General features: G+C 63.8%; 17 protein-coding genes and 1 pseudogene. 11 read left to right on the top strand and 7 right to left on the bottom strand.

The genetic code is table 11. The features are described from left to right. Nucleotides 1-55: 55 nt before the first annotated feature. Nucleotides 56-1,390 carry an MFS transporter gene (locus tag POS17_RS26405; protein ID WP_060841207.1) on the bottom strand — a complete coding sequence of 445 codons (1,335 nt, stop codon included), beginning with the start codon at nucleotides 1,388-1,390 and terminating at the stop codon, nucleotides 56-58. 527 nt (nucleotides 1,391-1,917) lie between these two features. Here POS17_RS26405 and quiC point away from each other — a divergent pair. From quiC to POS17_RS26390, 3 genes are all read left to right on the top strand, one after another. Then, the gene (gene quiC, locus POS17_RS26400) at nucleotides 1,918-3,828 is read left to right on the top strand and encodes a 3-dehydroshikimate dehydratase QuiC (RefSeq protein WP_060841206.1); all 1,911 of its coding nucleotides are present in this window, start codon (nucleotides 1,918-1,920) and stop codon (nucleotides 3,826-3,828) included. Between the two features lie 104 nt (nucleotides 3,829-3,932). Continuing rightward, a complete protein-coding gene (locus POS17_RS26395) occupies nucleotides 3,933-4,610 on the top strand; it encodes a TetR/AcrR family transcriptional regulator (protein WP_060841205.1) in 678 nt (225 codons plus the stop codon). Nucleotides 4,611-4,709: 99 nt separating this feature from the next. Next, nucleotides 4,710-4,934, top strand: coding sequence for a hypothetical protein (locus POS17_RS26390; RefSeq protein WP_060841204.1), 225 nt, complete (start codon nucleotides 4,710-4,712; stop codon nucleotides 4,932-4,934). A 121-nt stretch (nucleotides 4,935-5,055) separates the two neighbouring features. Here the strand turns inward: POS17_RS26390 and POS17_RS26385 are convergent, their stop codons facing one another. Together POS17_RS26385 and aroQ are read right to left on the bottom strand one after the other, a co-directional pair. After that, nucleotides 5,056-5,910 carry a shikimate dehydrogenase gene (locus POS17_RS26385; RefSeq protein WP_060841203.1) on the bottom strand — a complete coding sequence of 285 codons (855 nt, stop codon included), beginning with the start codon at nucleotides 5,908-5,910 and terminating at the stop codon, nucleotides 5,056-5,058. Further along, entirely contained in the window at nucleotides 5,907-6,356 is a 450-nt protein-coding gene (gene aroQ / locus POS17_RS26380; RefSeq protein ID WP_016967261.1) for a type II 3-dehydroquinate dehydratase, read from the bottom strand. Before aroQ ends, POS17_RS26385 begins: the two co-directional genes overlap by 4 nt. A gap of 339 nt (nucleotides 6,357-6,695) precedes the next feature. Here aroQ and POS17_RS26375 point away from each other — a divergent pair. From POS17_RS26375 to POS17_RS26355, 5 genes and pseudogenes are all read left to right on the top strand, one after another. Then, nucleotides 6,696-6,953, top strand: a pseudogene (locus POS17_RS26375) (DUF4160 domain-containing protein); the annotation flags it as partial. Between the two features lie 106 nt (nucleotides 6,954-7,059). Beyond that, nucleotides 7,060-7,581, top strand: coding sequence for an RNA polymerase sigma factor (locus POS17_RS26370; protein WP_060841202.1), 522 nt, complete (start codon nucleotides 7,060-7,062; stop codon nucleotides 7,579-7,581). 63 nt (nucleotides 7,582-7,644) lie between these two features. Beyond that, nucleotides 7,645-8,652, top strand: a complete 1,008-nt coding sequence (locus POS17_RS26365; protein ID WP_060841201.1) for a FecR family protein — start codon at nucleotides 7,645-7,647, stop codon at nucleotides 8,650-8,652. Between the two features lie 131 nt (nucleotides 8,653-8,783). Next, complete coding sequence (locus tag POS17_RS26360) at nucleotides 8,784-11,489, top strand: TonB-dependent receptor (protein WP_060841200.1); 2,706 nt, start codon at nucleotides 8,784-8,786, stop codon at nucleotides 11,487-11,489. An 82-nt stretch (nucleotides 11,490-11,571) separates the two neighbouring features. Next, a complete protein-coding gene (locus POS17_RS26355) occupies nucleotides 11,572-12,189 on the top strand; it encodes a heme acquisition protein HasA (RefSeq protein WP_060841199.1) in 618 nt (205 codons plus the stop codon). A gap of 236 nt (nucleotides 12,190-12,425) precedes the next feature. On the opposite strand, the gene trmA is transcribed toward POS17_RS26355, so the two are convergent. Further along, nucleotides 12,426-13,505: a tRNA (uridine(54)-C5)-methyltransferase TrmA gene (gene trmA / locus POS17_RS26350; RefSeq protein WP_060841198.1), complete on the bottom strand. Its 1,080-nt coding sequence runs from the start codon at nucleotides 13,503-13,505 to the stop codon at nucleotides 12,426-12,428. Continuing rightward, nucleotides 13,502-14,794: an NCS2 family permease gene (locus POS17_RS26345; protein ID WP_060841197.1), complete on the bottom strand. Its 1,293-nt coding sequence runs from the start codon at nucleotides 14,792-14,794 to the stop codon at nucleotides 13,502-13,504. Before POS17_RS26345 ends, trmA begins: the two co-directional genes overlap by 4 nt. 207 nt (nucleotides 14,795-15,001) lie before the next feature. Between POS17_RS26345 and POS17_RS26340 the strand changes: the two genes are divergently transcribed. Further along, on the top strand, nucleotides 15,002-15,451 hold the full coding sequence (locus POS17_RS26340) for a DUF4879 domain-containing protein (RefSeq protein ID WP_060841196.1): 450 nt from the start codon (nucleotides 15,002-15,004) through the stop codon (nucleotides 15,449-15,451). A gap of 62 nt (nucleotides 15,452-15,513) precedes the next feature. Further along, complete coding sequence (locus POS17_RS26335) at nucleotides 15,514-16,065, top strand: DJ-1 family glyoxalase III (protein WP_060841195.1); 552 nt, start codon at nucleotides 15,514-15,516, stop codon at nucleotides 16,063-16,065. A 3-nt stretch (nucleotides 16,066-16,068) separates the two neighbouring features. Here POS17_RS26335 and POS17_RS26330 read toward each other — a convergent pair whose 3' ends face one another. Next, entirely contained in the window at nucleotides 16,069-16,359 is a 291-nt protein-coding gene (locus POS17_RS26330; RefSeq protein WP_016966170.1) for a HigA family addiction module antitoxin, read from the bottom strand. 15 nt (nucleotides 16,360-16,374) lie between these two features. Beyond that, a complete protein-coding gene (locus tag POS17_RS26325) occupies nucleotides 16,375-16,653 on the bottom strand; it encodes a type II toxin-antitoxin system RelE/ParE family toxin (RefSeq protein ID WP_060841194.1) in 279 nt (92 codons plus the stop codon). A 334-nt stretch (nucleotides 16,654-16,987) separates the two neighbouring features. Here POS17_RS26325 and POS17_RS26320 point away from each other — a divergent pair, with 334 nt between their 5' ends. Then, complete coding sequence (locus tag POS17_RS26320; protein ID WP_060841193.1) at nucleotides 16,988-17,284, top strand: hypothetical protein; 297 nt, start codon at nucleotides 16,988-16,990, stop codon at nucleotides 17,282-17,284. Nucleotides 17,285-17,315: the final 31 nt, after the last annotated feature.

Here is a 17,315-nt window from a genome sequence, read left to right as displayed (position 1 = left end):
GGCACAAGCAGATAAAAAAAACGCAGGCCCTGGGCGGGCCTGCGTGAAAGGAGCATCAGTCTTCTACTTGCGGAATCTTGCGAGGGGCCATGAAGTACATCCAGGTCAGGGCAATGAAGTACATGGCCGGGATCAGGGTGAACAGCACGGTGTAGTTGTTGTTGGTGGCGGTGAGGATGTGGCCGACGATCTGGGTCATGAACATGCCGCCGATGGCCGCGCACATGCCGCCGAAGCCGAACACGGTGCTCATCATGTGCTTGGGCGTGTAGTCCATCACCAGGCTCCAGATGTTGGCGGTCCAGGCCTGGTGGGCGCCGATCCCCAGGGAGATGGCGAACACGGCCAGCCACAGGTTGGCGGTGCCGGCGGCCATGATCACGCCGATGATGCAGCAGGCGAACATGAACATCGACAGCAGCCGCGCCTTGATCGGGTTCATGCCGCGACCAATGAGGAACGAGGAGAGGATGCCGCCACCGACGCTGCCGAAGTCGGCGGTCAGGTAGATGATGATCAGCGGGATGCCCATCTGGGTCACGTTGATCCCCAGGTTGTACTGCTGGTTGAGGAACGGCGGCAGCCAGTACAGGTAGAACCAGAACACCGGCGCGGTCAGCGAGTAGGCCAGGGCGAAGGCCCAGGTGCCGCGCATGCGCAGGATGCGGCTGAAGGGCACGCGGGTTTCCTCGGGTTCCGCTTGTTGCTGGATGTAGGCCAGCTCCGACGCTTTGACGCTGGGGTGATCTTCCGGGTTGAAGTATTTCAGGCCCCAGAACAGCAGCCAGATGCCGCCCAGTGCGGCCATGCACAGGAACGCCGCCTGCCAGCCCCAGGCATGCAGGATCAAGGGCAGCAGCATCGGCGTGAACATCGCACCAACGTTGGTCCCGGCGTTGAAGATGCCGGTGGCCACCGCACGTTCACCGGCCGGGAACCACAGGCGCGTGGTCTTCACACAGGCCGGGTAGTTGGCGGCTTCGGTGAGCCCGAGAATGAACCGGCAGACCATGAAACCCGCCGCCGAAGTGGCCAGGCCGTGGGCGCCGGTGGCCAGGCTCCAGAGCAGCACGGCAAAGAAGAACACCCGCTTCACGCCGATCCGGTCGATCAGCCGGCCCTGGAGCACGAAGCCCACGGCGTAGCCGACCTGGAACCAGAAGTTGATGTTGGCGTAGTCCATCGCCGTCCAGCTCATTTCCTTGGCCAGGATCGGCTGCATCACGCCCAGGGCGGCGCGATCGATGTAGTTCAGGGTGGTGGCGAAGAACACCAGGGCGAGCATGCCCCAGCGGGTCTTGCCGACGGCCATGGCGCCGCGGATCTTGTCGCCGATACCGCCGGCAACACGCAGGCTCGGGGCGATGCGAGAGCTTTGAGAAGGAATCATGTAAGCCATCCGTTCAGTGACTGACGAGCCAGGGCTCGTCGGAACTCTAAGGCGCGTGATCAATCGTCAGCGAGGGCATGTGCGCCGGGGACTGGGTGATTGATCGGCTGGGTAGGTTCGTCGTTGCGGCGTTGCTGCAGGTGGACGAACGTCATCGGGACGACCGCAGCTCAGGGCTGTCGCGTGTCGTGATCCAGGGTGCCGGTTGAGGTCGTTCCAGGCGCAAGCCAAAGGGATGAGCAGCAGGGCGGGGCGTTGAGTGCAAGCATGAGGGTGTACCCGATTTTTGAAATTTTTATGGTCTGTTCTGGGTCTGGGTGATTGAAGCCGCGGTTTTCGGGGCAGCTCAATGTGTTGTCGATGGTGCGCAGTGGCCGAAAAATCGTCAATTCGCCAATCGGCATTCTGTTCGATAATCGAACACAAAACTAACTGGTTCGTACACTTTAAATCATGCTGTGGAATAATCCGCTCCATCGAATAAAAGGCTCGGGCGCCACCGGCCGTCATTTCCCGGGAGTTGAATCATGCAGCGTTCCATTGCCACCGTTTCCTTGAGCGGCACCCTGCCGGAAAAACTCGAAGCCATTGCCGCCGCAGGGTTCGATGGGGTGGAGATTTTCGAGAACGATCTTCTCTACTACGACGGCAGCCCCCGGGAAATCAGGCAGATGTGCGCCGACCTGGGGATCGCCATCACCCTGTTTCAGCCGTTTCGGGATTTCGAGGGCTGCCGCCGTGATCGCCTGGCGCGCAACCTGGAACGCGCCGAACGCAAATTCGACCTGATGCAGGAGCTGGGCACCGACCTGGTGCTGGTGTGCAGCAACGCCCAGGCCGACAGCCTCGGGGAGCGGCAGATCCTCATCGACGACCTGCACCTGCTGGCCGAGCGGGCCGGCGCCCGTGGCTTGCGCATCGGCTACGAGGCCCTGGCCTGGGGCCGTCATGTGAATACTTATCAACAGGTCTGGGACATCGTGCGCAGCGCCGATCACCCGAGTCTCGGGGTGCTGCTGGACAGCTTCCACACCCTGTCGCTCAAGGGCGACCCGGCGGCGATTGCCGAGATTCCCGGGGACAAGATCTTCTTCGTGCAGATGGCCGACGCGCCGATCCTGGCCATGGACGTGCTGGAGTGGAGCCGGCATTTTCGCTGCTTCCCCGGCCAGGGCGAGTTCGACCTGCCGGGCTTTCTGGCGCCGATCATCAAGAGCGGCTACACCGGGCCGCTGTCCCTGGAGATCTTCAACGACGGTTTTCGCGCCGCGCCGCCGCGGGCCAACGCCGCCGATGGCCTGCGTTCCCTGCTGTACCTGGAGGAGAAGACCCGCGAGCGCCTGCTGCAGGAAGCGCAGCCGGTTCCCAACCTGGACATCCTGTTCGCCCCGCCGGCAGTTGAAGCCTATGGCGGCACCGAGTTTCTCGAGTTCGCGGTGGACGATGCCCTGGGCGCCAAGCTGGGGAGCTGGCTGGAGCGCCTGGGTTTTGCCAAGGCCGGAGAGCATCGTTCCAAGAACGTGAGCCTGATGCGCCAGGGCGATATCAACCTGATCCTCAACGCCGAGCCCTATTCCTTCGCCCACAGCTTCTTCGAGGCCCATGGCCCGTCGGTGTGTGCCACGGCCATCCGGGTTAAGGACAGTGCCAAGGCCCTGGCGCGGGCGGTGGCCTACAAGGGCCAGCCCTATCGCGGCCTGGTCGGTCCCAACGAGCTGGAGCTGGCAGCGGTGCGCGAGCCCGATGGCAGTCTGATCTACCTGGTGGACCCGCAGCAGGGTGGCCAGCACCTGTACGCCACCGATTTCAACCTGTACGAAGGGGTGCAGGCCAAGGGCGGCCTCAAGCGCATCGACCACATGGCCATGGCCCTGCCGGCGGACAGCCTCGACAGCTGGGCGCTGTTCTACAAGAGCCTGCTGGATTTTGAAGCCGATGACGAAGTGGTGCTGCCCGATCCCTATGGCCTGGTGAAAAGCCGGGCCCTGCGCAGCCGCTGCAGCTCGATCCGCTTGCCGCTGAACATCTCGGAAAACCGCAACACCGCGATCTCCCATGCGCTGTCCAGCTATCGCGGCTCGGGGGTGCATCACATCGCCTTTGATTGCGACGACATCTTCGCCGAGGTCAGCCGGGCCAAGCAGGCCGGGGTGCCGCTGCTGGACATTCCGCTCAACTACTACGACGACCTGGCCGCGCGCTTTGACTTCGACGATGAGTTCCTCAGCGAGCTGGCCTACTACAACGTCCTGTATGACCGCGATGCCCAGGGCGGTGAGCTGTTCCATGTCTACACCGAGGCCTTCGAAGGGCGCTTCTTCTTCGAGATCATCCAGCGCAAGAACGGCTACGCCGGTTATGGCGCGGCCAACGTGGCGGTGCGTCTGGCGGCCATGGCCAAGTCCCGCAGTGGCGCGGTGCGTCAGGCCAAGTTGTAGCGGATTGGTAACCGGAGGCGGCAATCCGCCGCCTCTGTGCTTTCTTTCGCGACAGGACGCGGCCCATAATCGCCCGCGTGTGCAGTGATGGCCGTGAGCCCAGAATGACAATGACCAGTGAACGCTCGATTGCGCCCGATGAGCCAGCTCTCGAACCGCGCAAGAGTCGCAAGAACAACCCGGAAAAGACCCGCGAGAACATCCTTCAAGAAGCCATTGTCGAGTTCGTCCAGCAGGGCCTGTCCGGCGCGCGGGTGGATGCGATCGCCGAGCGCATCCACACCTCCAAGCGCATGATCTATTACTACTTCGGCAGCAAGGAGCAGCTGTACGTCGAGGTGCTGGAGAAACTCTACGGCGATATCCGCAGCACCGAGAGCCGTCTGCACCTGGCGGAACTGGCGCCGCAGGAGGCGATTCGCCGGCTGGTGGAGTTCACCTTCGATCACCACGACCGCAATGTCGATTTCGTGCGTATCGTCAGCATCGAGAACATCCACAAGGGCGAGTACGTCAAGCAGTCCGGCGTGATCAAGGCGATGAACAACACCATCCTCCATGCCCTGGGCGAGATCCTCGAGCGTGGCGCGCAGGAAGGGGTGTTCCGCAGCGGCCTGGATCCGCTGGACGTGCATTTGCTGATCAGCTCGTTCTGTTTCTATCGGGTGTCGAACCGTCATACCTTTGGCGAGATCTTCCAGATCGACCTGCCGGACGAAGCCATCAAGCAACGGCACCGGGAAATGATCTGCGAGTCGGTGCTGCGCTACCTGCAAGTCTGACGCCACTGCCGGTAGGAGCTGGCTTGCCAGCGAAAGCGTCCGTAAGATCGCCATCGCCACCCCGGCTCCTACAACATCCCCCTCGACAAGGAAGGCACCATGGGCAACCCCGTTCCCACGCTGAAAATCATCCTGATCCTGATGATCGTCGTTGACTCGTTCTGGTTCGGCGAGCGCCTGCTGTCCCTGACCGGGTTCAGCGTATTCGACTGGCTGCCGAGCGCGCTGATCAATGTGGTGGGCCTGTTCGGCAGTCTGCTGATGATTCTCTTCAACGTGCTGCTGATCGGCCTGCTCTCGCGCCTGCAGCTCAAGCCCGAGTAGGCGCAGTACCTGTAGCCGCTACCCAAGGCTGCGAACGAGCCGCAGGCTCGCCAGCTTCCCGACGGATGCCGAGGCCCCGGCGAGGCCTGTCGCAGCCTGCGGCAGCGGCTACAGGCGCATTTCAGCCATTCATGCTCTGGAAGTGCGCCAGCATCCGTTGCGGGTCGGCGCTCCGGCCGCTGAACAGCTCGAATGCCTTGACCGCCTGGAACACCGCCATGGTGCCGCCGTCCAGGGTTCGGCAACCCAGGGCGCGGGCGTTGCGCAACAGCTCGGTTTCCAGTGGGAAATAGACGATCTCGGCCACCCACAGATCCGCCCGCAGCAGTTCCACCGGCACCGGCATGCCCGGCAGCTTGGCCATGCCCATGGGCGTGGTGTTCACCAGGCCGTCGGCGCTGGCCAGGGTACTGGGCAGGTCGGTGCCGGCCCTGGCCCGACCGGCACCGAAGTGCTGGTTGAGGTTGTCCGCCAGACTCTGCGCCCGCTGGTTTTCCACATCGAAAATGCTCAGGTGTTCCACGCCCTCACTGAGCAGGGCGTGGGCCACTGCCGCGCCGGCGCCACCGGCCCCCATCTGCACCACGCGGCGTCTGGCCACGCCTGGCAGGCCACGGCGGAACCCTTCGGCAAAACCCAGGCAGTCGGTGTTGTGGCCGACCCGCTTGCCGTCCTTGAGCACCACGGTGTTGACCGCGCCAATGCCGCGAGCTTCCGGGGACAGCTCGTCGAGCAGCGGCAGGATGCTCTGCTTGCAGGGAAAGGTGATGTTCAGTCCGGTGAAGTTCATCCGTTCGGCGGCTTGGAGCAGGTCGGGCAGGGCGCTGCTGTCGAGCCCCAGTTGGTCCAGGTCGATCAGCCGGTACAGGTAGCGCAGGTTTTGCGCATCGCCTTCGTGTTCATGCAGGGCCGGGGTGCGCGAAGCCTGGATGCCGGCACCGATCAGTCCGGCGAGTACGCCTGTAGGGCCAGTCATAGACCTTGCTCCTTGAACCGCAGGCTGAAGTGTTCCAGCGCCAGGCGATAACCGTGGCTGCCGAAGCCGCACATCACCGCCAGGGCGATGCCCGAGACAAAGGAATGATGGCGGAAGGGTTCGCGGGCGTGGACGTTGGACAGGTGCACTTCGATCACCGGCAGCTCACTGGCTACCAGGGCATCGCGGATCGCCACCGAGGTGTGGGTCCAGGCGGCAGGGTTGATCACGATGCCGGCGCAGCGGCCGCGGGCGGCGTGGATCCAGTCGAGCAATTCGCCTTCGTGGTTGGTCTGGCGAAATTCCACGGCCAGGCCGAATTCCTCGGCGGCACGGCCGCACAAGGCAGAGACATCGGCCAGGGTTTCGTGGCCGTAAGTCGCCGGTTCACGAGTGCCGAGCAGGTTCAGGTTCGGGCCGTTGAGCACCAGAACGATAGGACGCATGGGGGTAGATCTCCGTTGTTATTGTCAGCCTCGGGAGAAGGTACGAGGCGCTGGGGAGGTAAATTGTACTAACTGGTTAATTTGGTCAATTGATGGCCGAGAGCCGAGGCCGGGAAGGTTGATTAAGTGTTCGATAATCGAACGCTGTTATGGGCGATGGCCGTGGCAAGGCCCTGCCCGGCAATAAATGCTGACGACTTTGCAACTGCCGTAAGGCTGCCCTGGCCCCTCCGGGGCTGACCTCAAGCAGGTCGCCTCCTGCTGCTCTTTCAGGCCAGTGGTCGGATTAATCATGGAAACACGAGCTCTTGGACTCAATAACCTAACGGATGGGTTGGCATGAAAGTGTTCGTTTACAAGGGCTATGCGGTCGTCGTCATGTTGCGTGACGAGCATTGCCCACCCCATGTGCATGTGGATGGCGGTCGTTGGAGTGCCCGTTTTCGCTTCAGCTTCTGGCACAACGGCGTCGAGCTCTGGGACGTTGTCCCCCATGGTCGCCGCCCGGCGCTGGCAGTCCTTGAGGGCTTGCGCCAGGCCTTGACGCAACGGGTGCATCTGGCTCGGCGTATCGGGTGGAGGCGCCGGAATGAGGTTGACCGGCGCCAGAGTGGATCGCCAATGAATATTGATATCAATTGAAAATCATTCTCGACTGATCTTAAGATGCCCGGCAATTTCCTTCATGTTCCAGGGAGTAGGTTTGTCGGACGTGGATCTCAAGGGACTGTTTCTCAAGCATGCCGCTGCCTTGCGTGGGTATCTGGCGCGCAAGGTACGGGACCCGCAGTTGGCCGCAGATCTGGTGCAGGAGAGTTTCCTGCGGCTGGCCGAGCATCGGCACGGCGAGCGGATCGACAACTCCCAGGGCTATCTCTACCGCACGGCGAACAACCTGCTGATCGACCATGTACGTCAGGAAGCGCGGCGCAAGACACAGACCGTGCCCCATGAAGTGCTGGCCGACATCGAGGATGAGGCGGCCGGGCTGGAGGCTCAGGCGATGGCGCAGCAACAGCGCAAGGCACTGAAACAGGCGATCACGGAACTGCCGCCGCGGACCCGGGAAATCTTTCGCCTGAACCGCATTGAAGGCATGACCCACGCCGAGGTGGCCCGGCACCTGAACATTTCCGACAGCTCGGTGCAAAAGCACCTGGCCCGGGCACTGGCCTATGTGATGCAACGCCTGCAGGCTACCGACGGTCGGCCGGTTGACCAGTGAGTTACGGTAAAAGTCGGGGTCAGACGTCACTGCTTATGTATAACGAGAAATCGAGATTCACACGTGAATAGCCAGGGTCCGCAAGAGCGCAGTATCACCGAGGCCGCTGCCGACTGGGCGGTGCGTTTGCAGGCGGGAGGGCTGAGCGCCGTCGAGCAGGCGCAGCTTGCCCAGTGGCAGGCCGCCGACCCGCGTCACCCCGAGGCCCTGGCGTTTGCCCGGCAGACCTGGGAAGCCCTGGGAGAGCTGCGCCTGGACCCGGAGCTGGCCGGCACGGCGCCGCCACGGCGTCAGGCAGGAAGGCCGGCGGCGCATCGAGCGCGCCGCCGGCGTCTGCTGCCACGAGTTGCCAGCGCGGCCGTGCTGGTGCTGGCGGTCGCCCTGGGCTGGCTGCAAGGGCCGCAGGCGCTGCTGTACCTGCAAGCCGACTACCTGACCGGAAAAGGCCAGGTGCGCAGCGTGCAACTGGCCGATGGCAGCACCGTGGAGCTGGATTCGGACAGCGCCATCAGTCTGGATTTCAGCGACGAGAAACGTCAGGTCCTGCTGTTGGCCGGTTCCGCGGTGTTTGACGTGGCGCCCATGGTCGGCGAGGAAAAGCGCCCCTTCATCGTACGCAGCGCCGGTGGCCAGACCCGGGCCCTGGGCACCCGTTTCGTGGTCGGTCGGGAGAGCGACCAGCAAGCCTGGGTCGGGGTGTTGCAGCACAGTGTCGCGGTGAGCCTGGATGCTCCGGCGCAGGGTGGCACTGGCGAGCAGGTTGTGCAGCAAGGGCAGAGCGTGCGCTATGACCCGCAGTCGGGGGTGGTCGCCATCGATGGGCTCGACCTGCAACGGGCCACCAGTTGGCGGCGCGGTGTGCTGGTGTTCGATCGCCAGCCCCTGGGCGTGGTGGTGGAGCGTCTGAATCGCTATCGCCCCGGGCGGGTGGTGCTGGCCAACAGGGCCCTGGCCCAGCGGCAGGTCAGCGCGGTCTTCCGCCTGGACATGCTCGACGCCGCCCTGGTCACCCTGACCCAGGAGCTGCAGGTGCAACGTTTCGACCTGGCCGGCGTCAGCCTGATTTACTGAGGCCTGCGGGCCTCTTTCCCTATCCCTGAAAAATAATCGGAAAAAACCTTACTGAGTTTTCCGGCCTGGCACGTCTATCTAATTGAGATGCATTCGCATAAGCAAAAATAGCCAGCGCAGGAATCAGGGACATGAGGGTAGGCCGTCGCACTGGAATTCACGCCGCAAGTCGGTTGGCCCTGGCCATCCACTTGGGCGTAGCAGGACTGTTGGCGGGAAGCGGCCTGCTGCACGCGGCGGAGCCCGTCGGAGCTGCCCGGCAGAGTACCCAGCAGCCACGCGAGCTGGATTTCGATATTCCCGCCCAAGCCCTGGGCAGTGCCGTGCTGCTGTTTGCCGAGCAGGCCGGGGTGCAAGTGCTGTTCGACAGCCTGCGCCTGCATGGCTTGCACAGTTCGCCACTCAAGGGGCGCTACGGCGCTGAGGACGGGCTGGCCCGCCTGCTGGGCAATGCCCCGGTGGAGTATCGCTTTAGCGGTGAGCGCCAGGTGACCCTGAGCCGGGTGGAAGCCGCGCGGGATGGCGCCCTGGCCCTGGCCCCCACCACGGTTTCCGCTGACCCTGAAGGTCGCCAGAGCGACTGGGTATACAACGCGCCGCGCTCGGTGAGCATGGTCGGCCGCGAGCAACTGGATCGCAATCCACCGCGGCATGCCGCCGAGATGCTGGAGGAAACCTCCGGCGTGTACTCGGCCGTCAGCCAGCAGGACCCCGGCTTGTCGGTGAACATCCGCGGCCTGCAGGACTATGGCCGGGTCAACATGTCGGTGGACGGCATGCGCCAGAACTATCAGCAAAGCGGCCACCAGCAGCGCAACGGCACCCTCTATGTCGACCCCGAACTGCTCTCCGAAGTGGTGGTGGAGAAGGGCGCGACCTCGACCATGGGCGGCGCCGGGGTGATCGGCGGGGTCGCCAACTTTCGCACCCTTGAGGCCCGCGACCTGCTCAAGCCCGGCCAGGAGCTTGGTGGCCGGATCCGCCTGACCACGGGCCTGGGCGGCCGCAGCAACGGCACTCACTTCATCGGCAGCTCCGCCTTCGCCATCGGCACCCAAGCCTGGGACATGCTGCTGGCCGCCAGTGAGCGGCATCTGGGCGACTACCGGCCGGGGACCCGTGGCGGCATCGGTGAGTTGCGCACCGGCAGCTGGATGGCCCCGTCGATCAATGACCGGGTGAAGCACTCCAAGGTGGCCTATTCCGCTTCGGTGATGCGCTCACGCCTGGCCAAACTGGGGCTCAACCTGCCCCAGGACCAGCGTCTGCAACTGAGCTACCTGAGCACCGAGGTGGCCTACGACGACGCCAACATGATGAACACCGAGAACCAGGAGCGGCTCTGGGAAAAGCTCGGCAGCAGCAAGGTGCATTCGCAGAACGTCGGCCTCGACTACAGCTACACCCCGGACAACCCGCTGATCGATTTCAAGGCCAAGCTCTACTACGTCGACAACAGTAACGACCAGAGCACCCTGACCCGCCGCAGCAGCCCGGGCTATTCGATCACCTACCAGACCGACACCTACGGTGCGCAGGCGCAGAACACCTCGACCTTTGCCCTGGGGGAGTTGTCCACGCTCAAGGCCAACTACGGCCTGGAGTTCTTCTATGACAAGGTCCGCCCCGACTCCAGCCAGCCGGTGCCCAAGGGTTCGGCGGTCAACGCCTCGCCGGCGGCGAGCATGACCCCCGAGGGCGACCGGGCCCTGGGCAGCCTGTTCACGCGGCTGGATTTCGACTACGACGGCTGGCTGAACCTCAATGCCGGGCTGCGCTACGACCGCTACCGCCTGCGGGGCGAGACCGGGATCAACACCCGCACCTTTGTCATCGGCAAGACGCCGCAGCAGGTCTCGGTGCCCGTGGCCTACGACATCGACAGCCAGGAAGGGCGCTTCTCGCCGACCTTCGGCCTGTCGCTCAAGCCCGGGGTCGAGTGGCTGCAACTGTTCGCCAGCTATGGCAAGGGCTGGCGGCCCCCGGCGGTGACCGAAACCATGATCAGCGGCCGGCCCCACGGCGGCGGCTCGGAGAGCACCTTCCCCAACCCGTTTCTCAAGCCGGAGCGCTCCACCACCTGGGAAGCGGGGGTCAACGTCTTCAAGGAAAACCTCTGGTTCAACGATGACCGCCTGGGAATCAAGGTGGCCTACTTCGATACCCGGGTCGACGACTTCATCTATATGGCCATGGGCGTGCAGCCCCCCGGCTACGGTTCGCCCGGCATCGGCAACAGCGCTTACGTCAACGACCTCAGCAGTACCCGCTTCAAGGGCGTGGAATACCAGCTGGACTATGACGCCGGCCGCGCCTACGGCCAGCTGAACTACACCCACATGATCGGCGACAACGATTTCTGCACGAAAGTCGCCTGGCTGGGAGGCGTGACCCAGCCGGTGAAGAGCGGCACCGGGCGTGGCGCGATCGTCACCGGCATGCGCCCCGATGAGGCCGCCAACCAGGCCAGCCGCTGCAATGCCGCGATCCTCGGCTCGGCCGAACACATGCCCATGGACCGCGGCACCCTGACCCTGGGCGCGCGCTTTTTCGAACGCAAGCTGGATATCGGTGCCCGGGCCCGCTACAGCGCCGGCTACTCGATCGCCGGTTCCGCCACCGGCACCGTGAGCCAGACCGGCGTCTACCCGGCCGACTGGAAGCCCTACACCGTCTACGACCTGTATGGCAGCTACCGGGCCACTGAAGACTTGACCCTGCGCCTGGCCATGGAAAACGTCACCGACCGCGCCTACCTGGTGCCCCTCGGCGATGTCCTGGCCTTCACCCTCGGCCGCGGCCGGACCCTGCAGGGCAGCGTGGAATATCAGTTCTGAGCGCTTTTGCCCGTTGCCGGGCAAAACCGCAGCAGGCATTGGCGTGCTGCGGCCATGACCCACCTATGTATTGGAGTTTTGCATGAGCATTTCGATCTCTTACAGCGCTACCTACGGCGGTAATACTGTTGCGCAATACCTGACTGACTGGTCGGCCTACTTCGGTGACGTCAACCACCGCCCAGGCGAAGTGGTCGATGGCACCAACACCGGCGGCTTCAACCCGGGCCCGTTCGACGGCACCCAGTACGCGATCAAGAGCACCGCCAGCGACGCCGCCTTCGTTGCCGACGGCAACCTGCACTACACCCTGTTCAGCAACCCGAGCCATACCCTGTGGGGCTCGGTGGACACCATCTCCCTGGGCGACACCCTCGCCGGTGGTGCGGGCAGCAACTACCACCTGGTCAGCCAGGAAGTCAGCTTCAGCAACCTGGGCCTCGACAGCCTGAAGGAAGAAGGGCGTGCAGGCGAAGTGCACAAGGTGGTCTACGGCCTGATGAGCGGTGACAGCTCGGCCCTGGCCGGCGAGATCGATGCCCTGCTCAAGGCCATCGACCCCAGCCTGTCGCTGAACTCGACCTTTGACGACCTAGCCGCGGCCGGCGTTGCCCACGCCACCCCGGCTGCCGCAGTCGCGACCGATATCAGCCTGGTGGGCGTACCGGGCATGGCCCTGGACTGGGCCCTGGCCGCCTGAGTGTCGGCTTGATACACCGCCGTCGCCCGCGTTTTACACAGCCAGGGGGCGGCGGTGGTCAATGTTGGGGCGCGTCAGGCCTGGCCTTGTAGGCGCTGGCTTGCCAGCGAAAGCACCCGCCAGCACGGCGCATGTCCCAGTGGGCCCATCGCCGGCAAGCCGGCTCCTGTGCAGGGGGCGGGCGGCAGAATGCAAACAGCCGTCGCGAGGACGGCTGTTGGTTGACGCAGGGCCGATCAGCGGCGGGTCAGCAAGACCCCGGATTCCATGTGGTGAGTCCAGGGGAACTGGTCGAACAGCGCGCAGCGGGTGATGCGGTGGCTGTCGTGCAGTTGGGCGATGTTGGCCGCCAGGGTCTCCGGGTTGCAGGAGATGTACAGGATGTTGTCGAAACGCCGGGTCAGTTCGCAGGTGTCAGGGTCCATGCCGGCCCGGGGCGGGTCGACGAACACGCTGCCGAATTCGTAGCTCTTCAGATCCACGCCTTGCAGGCGGCGGAACGGACGCACCTCGTTCAGGGCTTCGGTCAGCTCTTCGGCGGACAGACGCACCAGGGTGACGTTATCCACCGCGTTTTCGCTGAGGTTGCTCAGCGCGGCGTTGACCGAGGTCTTGCTGATTTCGGTGGCCAGCACCTTGCGCACCCGGGTGGCCAGGGGCAGGGTGAAGTTGCCGTTTCCGCAGTACAGCTCCAGCAGGTCGTCCTGGCGTTCGCCCAGGGCTTCATAGGCCCAGTTGAGCATCTTCTGGTTCACCGTGCCGTTGGGCTGGGTGAAGGCGCCCTCGGGCTGGCGGTAGCTGAAGGTACGCCCGCCGACGTCGAGCTTTTCCACCACGTAGTCCTGGCCGATGACTTCGCGCTTGCCCTTGGAGCGGCCGATCACGCTGACGTTGAGGTCGGCGGCCAATTGGCTCGCCGCCTTGTGCCAGTGCTCGTCCAGCGGGCGGTGGTAGCACAGGGTGATCATCGCGTCGCCCGCCAGGGTGGTGAGGAACTCCACCTGGAACAGCTTGTGGCTCAGGGGCGCGCTGGCTTGCCAGGCGGCCTTGAGCCGGGGCATCAACTGGTTGATGCGCTGGCTGGCGATGGGGAATTCCTCGATGAGGATCGGCGTGCGCTTGTCGTCCTGGGAGAACATCGCGTAGTGCCGCTCACCGGCTTCGCGCCACAGGCGGAATTCGGCACGCAGGCGGAAGTTCTGCAAGGGCGAGTCGAAGACCTGGGGCTCGGGCGCATCGAAAGGCGCCAGCAGGTCACGCAGGCGCGCGACCTTGTCGTTCAACTGGCTGTTGTAGCTTGCGGCGTCAAAAGTCATGCGGGGTAACCGAGCTTGATCACGAACAGGATCGACAGAATCACCAGGGGCGCGTTCAGCTCACGGGCGCGGCCCGATAGCAGTTTGATCACGGTCCAGGCGATAAAGCCGAAGGCAATGCCGTTGGCGATGGAGTAAGTGAAAGGCATGGCCAGGGCGGTGACCACCACGGGAGCGGCAACGGTGATGTCGTCCCAGTCGATTTCCGCCAGGCCCGAGGTCATCAGCACGGCGACGAACAGCAGGGCCGGCGCGGTGGCGAAGGCGGGCACGCTGGCCGCCAGTGGCGAGAAGAACAGCGCCAGCAGGAACATGATCGCCACCACGATGGCGGTCAGGCCGGTGCGGCCGCCGGCGCTCACGCCCGCAGCGGATTCGATGTAGCTGGTGGTGGTCGAGGTGCCCAGCAGGGAACCGGCCATGGCCGCGGTGCTGTCGGCGATCAGCGCCCGGCCCATTTTCGGCATGTGGCCGTCCTTGCCCATCAGGCCGGCGCGCTTGGCCACGCCGATCAGGGTGCCGGAGTTGTCGAACAGATCGACGAACAGGAAGGCGAAGATCACGCTGATCAGGCCGATGTCCAGGGCGCCCTTGATGTCCAGCTGCAGGAAGGTCGGGGCCAGGGACGGTGGCATCGAGGTCACGCCGCCGAACGGGGTGACGCCCATGAGAATGGAGACGAGGGTTACCGCGAGGATGCCGATCAGCACGGCGCCGCGCACTTTCAGGGCTTCCAGGGCCACGATCAGGGCAAAGCCCAGGGCTGCGAGGATAGGCGCCGGTTTGCTCAGGTCGCCCAGGCCCACCAGGGTCGACTTGTTGCCGATCACGATCTCTGCGTTATGCAGGGCGATCAGCGCCAGGAACAGGCCGATACCGGCGGCAATCGCCGAGCGCAGGGGCAGGGGGATGCTGTTGATGATCCATTCGCGGATCTTGAAGATCGACAGTATGAAAAACAGCACCGCCGAAATGAACACCGCACCCAGCGCCACTTGCCAGGTGTGGCCCATGTGCAGGACCACGGTGTAGGTGAAGAAGGCGTTCAGGCCCATGCCCGGTGCCAGGGCGATCGGGTAGTTGGCGATCAGGCCCATGACGGTGGAACCGATGGCCGCCGCCAGGCAGGTGGCAACGAAAATCGCGCCTTTGTCCATGCCCGTTTCGCCGAGGATGCTCGGGTTGACGAAAAGGATGTAGGCCATGGCCAGGAAGGTGGTGACGCCCGCAAGAATCTCGGTGCGCACGTTGGTGTTGTGTGCCTTGAGTTGAAACAGCCTTTCCAGCATGTCTGCTCCCCGTGGCGCCGCCGGGCGCCGTGAATGTATCGACTCCAACAGCAAAGCACAGACTTTATAAGGTGCCTGCGGATTTGCCCTGGGTCGGAAAAAGCCGCGCATCATACCAGCAGCGTGGGCCAATGGCTGCGATCGTCGGCGATGTTTTGCCCCGCTGGCAAGTAGCGCATACTGCGCCCTGCTTTCAAGGGAGGATTTATGCGCAGCACAGTGAAAATGATCGCGTTGGCGTTGGTGGGAGCAGCGGCCTGCTGGCTGACGACTCCGGCCGTGGCTCGCTCGGCGCCACCCTTGAGCCGGGTGGAGATTCTCAAGGTGCTGTCACCTTCCTGCGGGCTGGAGGACGTTTCCGACGGCCGTGAACGGACCCAGTGCGATCACAGCGGCCCGAACATCAAGGTCTATGTGCTGGAGATCGGCTACGGCCGCGAGCCCCATGTGACCCTGGACGGTTTTGAAGTCGACGGCACCCGTTCGGCCGTGTGCGAGGACGGTTCCAGCTATGTGCCTTGCGGCAACTCCGGGATCACCGTCGGCTACATCTATGTGTTCGACCTGGCGGGCAAGCAGGAAGGCACCTTCAGTTTCCGCAACACCTCGATCAACGCGCCGGGCAATACCCTCGGCGCGCAGATCTACATCAGGTAGCGGCGAACGGTTCGGGGCAAAGCTGACTAAGCTCTGAAGACGTTCCTTGTGGAGTCATCCCCATGACCTTCAGAGCCTTGGTCACCCTTGCCGAAGGCATCGATGATCTGCAAAGCGTGACCCTGATCGATGTCCTGCGCCGTGCCGAACTCGAAGTGCTGGCGGCCAGCGTCGAAAACCGGCGCATGCTCACCTGCGCCCGGGGCACCCGGCTCACCGCCGACGCCATGCTGGTGGATGTACTGGCCCAGCGCTTCGATCTGATCGTATTGCCTGGCGGCGCGGTGGGCGCCCAGCACCTGGCGAGCCACCAACCGCTGATGCAACTGGTCAAGGACCAGGCAGCAGCGGGGCGCCTGTTCGCCGGCATCGCCGAAGCGCCGGCCCTGGCCTTGCAGGCCTATGGCGTGCTGCGCCAGCGGCGCATGACCTGCCTGCCCAGTGCCAGCCATCAACTGCTGGGCTGCAGCTTTGTCGACCAGCCGGTGGTGGTGGATGGCAACTGCATCACCGCCCAGGGTTCCGGCGCCGCCCTGGCGTTTGCCCTGGCCCTGGTGGAGGCGTTGTGCGGTCGCGCCAAGCGCGCCCAGGTGGCAGCAGAGTTGCTGGTATAGGGCTCAGCCGACATGGGCCGCGATAGGCTCGATCACCGGTTGCAACTCCTGCTCGGTGTGCCAGATGTCGTAATCGGCCTGCACCGCCAGCCAGACCTTGGCCTTGCCGATTCCGGCACGTTCCAGGCGGACCGCCAGTTCCGCGCGGATCGGCGCATGGCCGTTCAACACCTTGGACAGATGCGGGCGGGCATAGCCGATATGCCGGGCCAACTCCGTCACGCTGATGCCCAGCTCAGGCAGGACATCCAGGCGCAGGGTGTCACCGGGGTGGGGTGGGTTGTGAATGGGCATGATCCTGCCTCCTGTTCAGTGGTAGTCCAGATAATCGACCAGTTCGATATCCGAACCTACGAAACGAAAGATCACTCGCCAGTTGCCGGACACCACCAGGGACCAATAGCCGTGCAGGTCGCCCCTGAGTGGGTGCAGCCGCCAGCCCGGCAGGTTGAGGTCTGCCGGTTCGCTGGCGTGATCCATGAACGACAGCTGGCGGGCCAGCCGGCGTGCATGCTCAGCCCGTATTCCACGAGTCGATCCGGTTTCATAGAAGGCGCGCAGGCCTTTGTGCTGAAAGGACTTGATCATGGGGAGCGAGTGTAAGGCGATACCTTACACTCTTCGTAGCGGTTTTGTATTGCAGAGAATGATCAACACGCTGTTACGAGGTGGTTGCGTGCTTTGATTGTTGTTGGAGAGGGCCGCCTACAGCGGCCTGACGGTGGGGCTCGAAAGCGGGTAACAAAGGTTAACAGGCCGCTCATTGCACCGTTCGCTCCAGCACTTCTATAGTTCGCGCCGTCGCTGCCAATTCAGTGAACGGGTTTGGTCACCCGAAATTAGAAGGCGCTTTGCATTCAAGTTCGGCGGGCGCTGGGTTGTTATTCAGCCCAGTGCATTCATGACCAAAAAGGATTTCTCGATGAATATTTCAATTGATACTCCTCGCTACCTCCCGCTCAAATCCAGCGCTGGCCTTCCAGGTGTTCTCTTCATCAACGCCAATGCGTCCCCTGAGGCGCTTCACGAGGCGGCCGAGCATCGTATGCGTACCGCTGCCAACCTGCTGGAAACCCTGTGCTGCCTGAACTTCAGCCACGGCGATGTGAAGGACATCCCGCACATCATCGAAGTGCTCTATGTACTGACCCAGGATGGTTGCGACCTGCTGGAGGCGGCGAAATGGCGTGTAGCCGCTGAGGCTCAGCCCGGTCATTGATAACTGAATCTGGCCGCGCCCGTCCGGCGCG

The organism is Pseudomonas sp. Os17 (assembly GCF_001547895.1).
GTDB lineage: Bacteria > Pseudomonadota > Gammaproteobacteria > Pseudomonadales > Pseudomonadaceae > Aquipseudomonas.
Note: the sequence above shows the minus strand (reverse complement) of the source record. Positions and strands in the feature narration are given on the sequence as shown.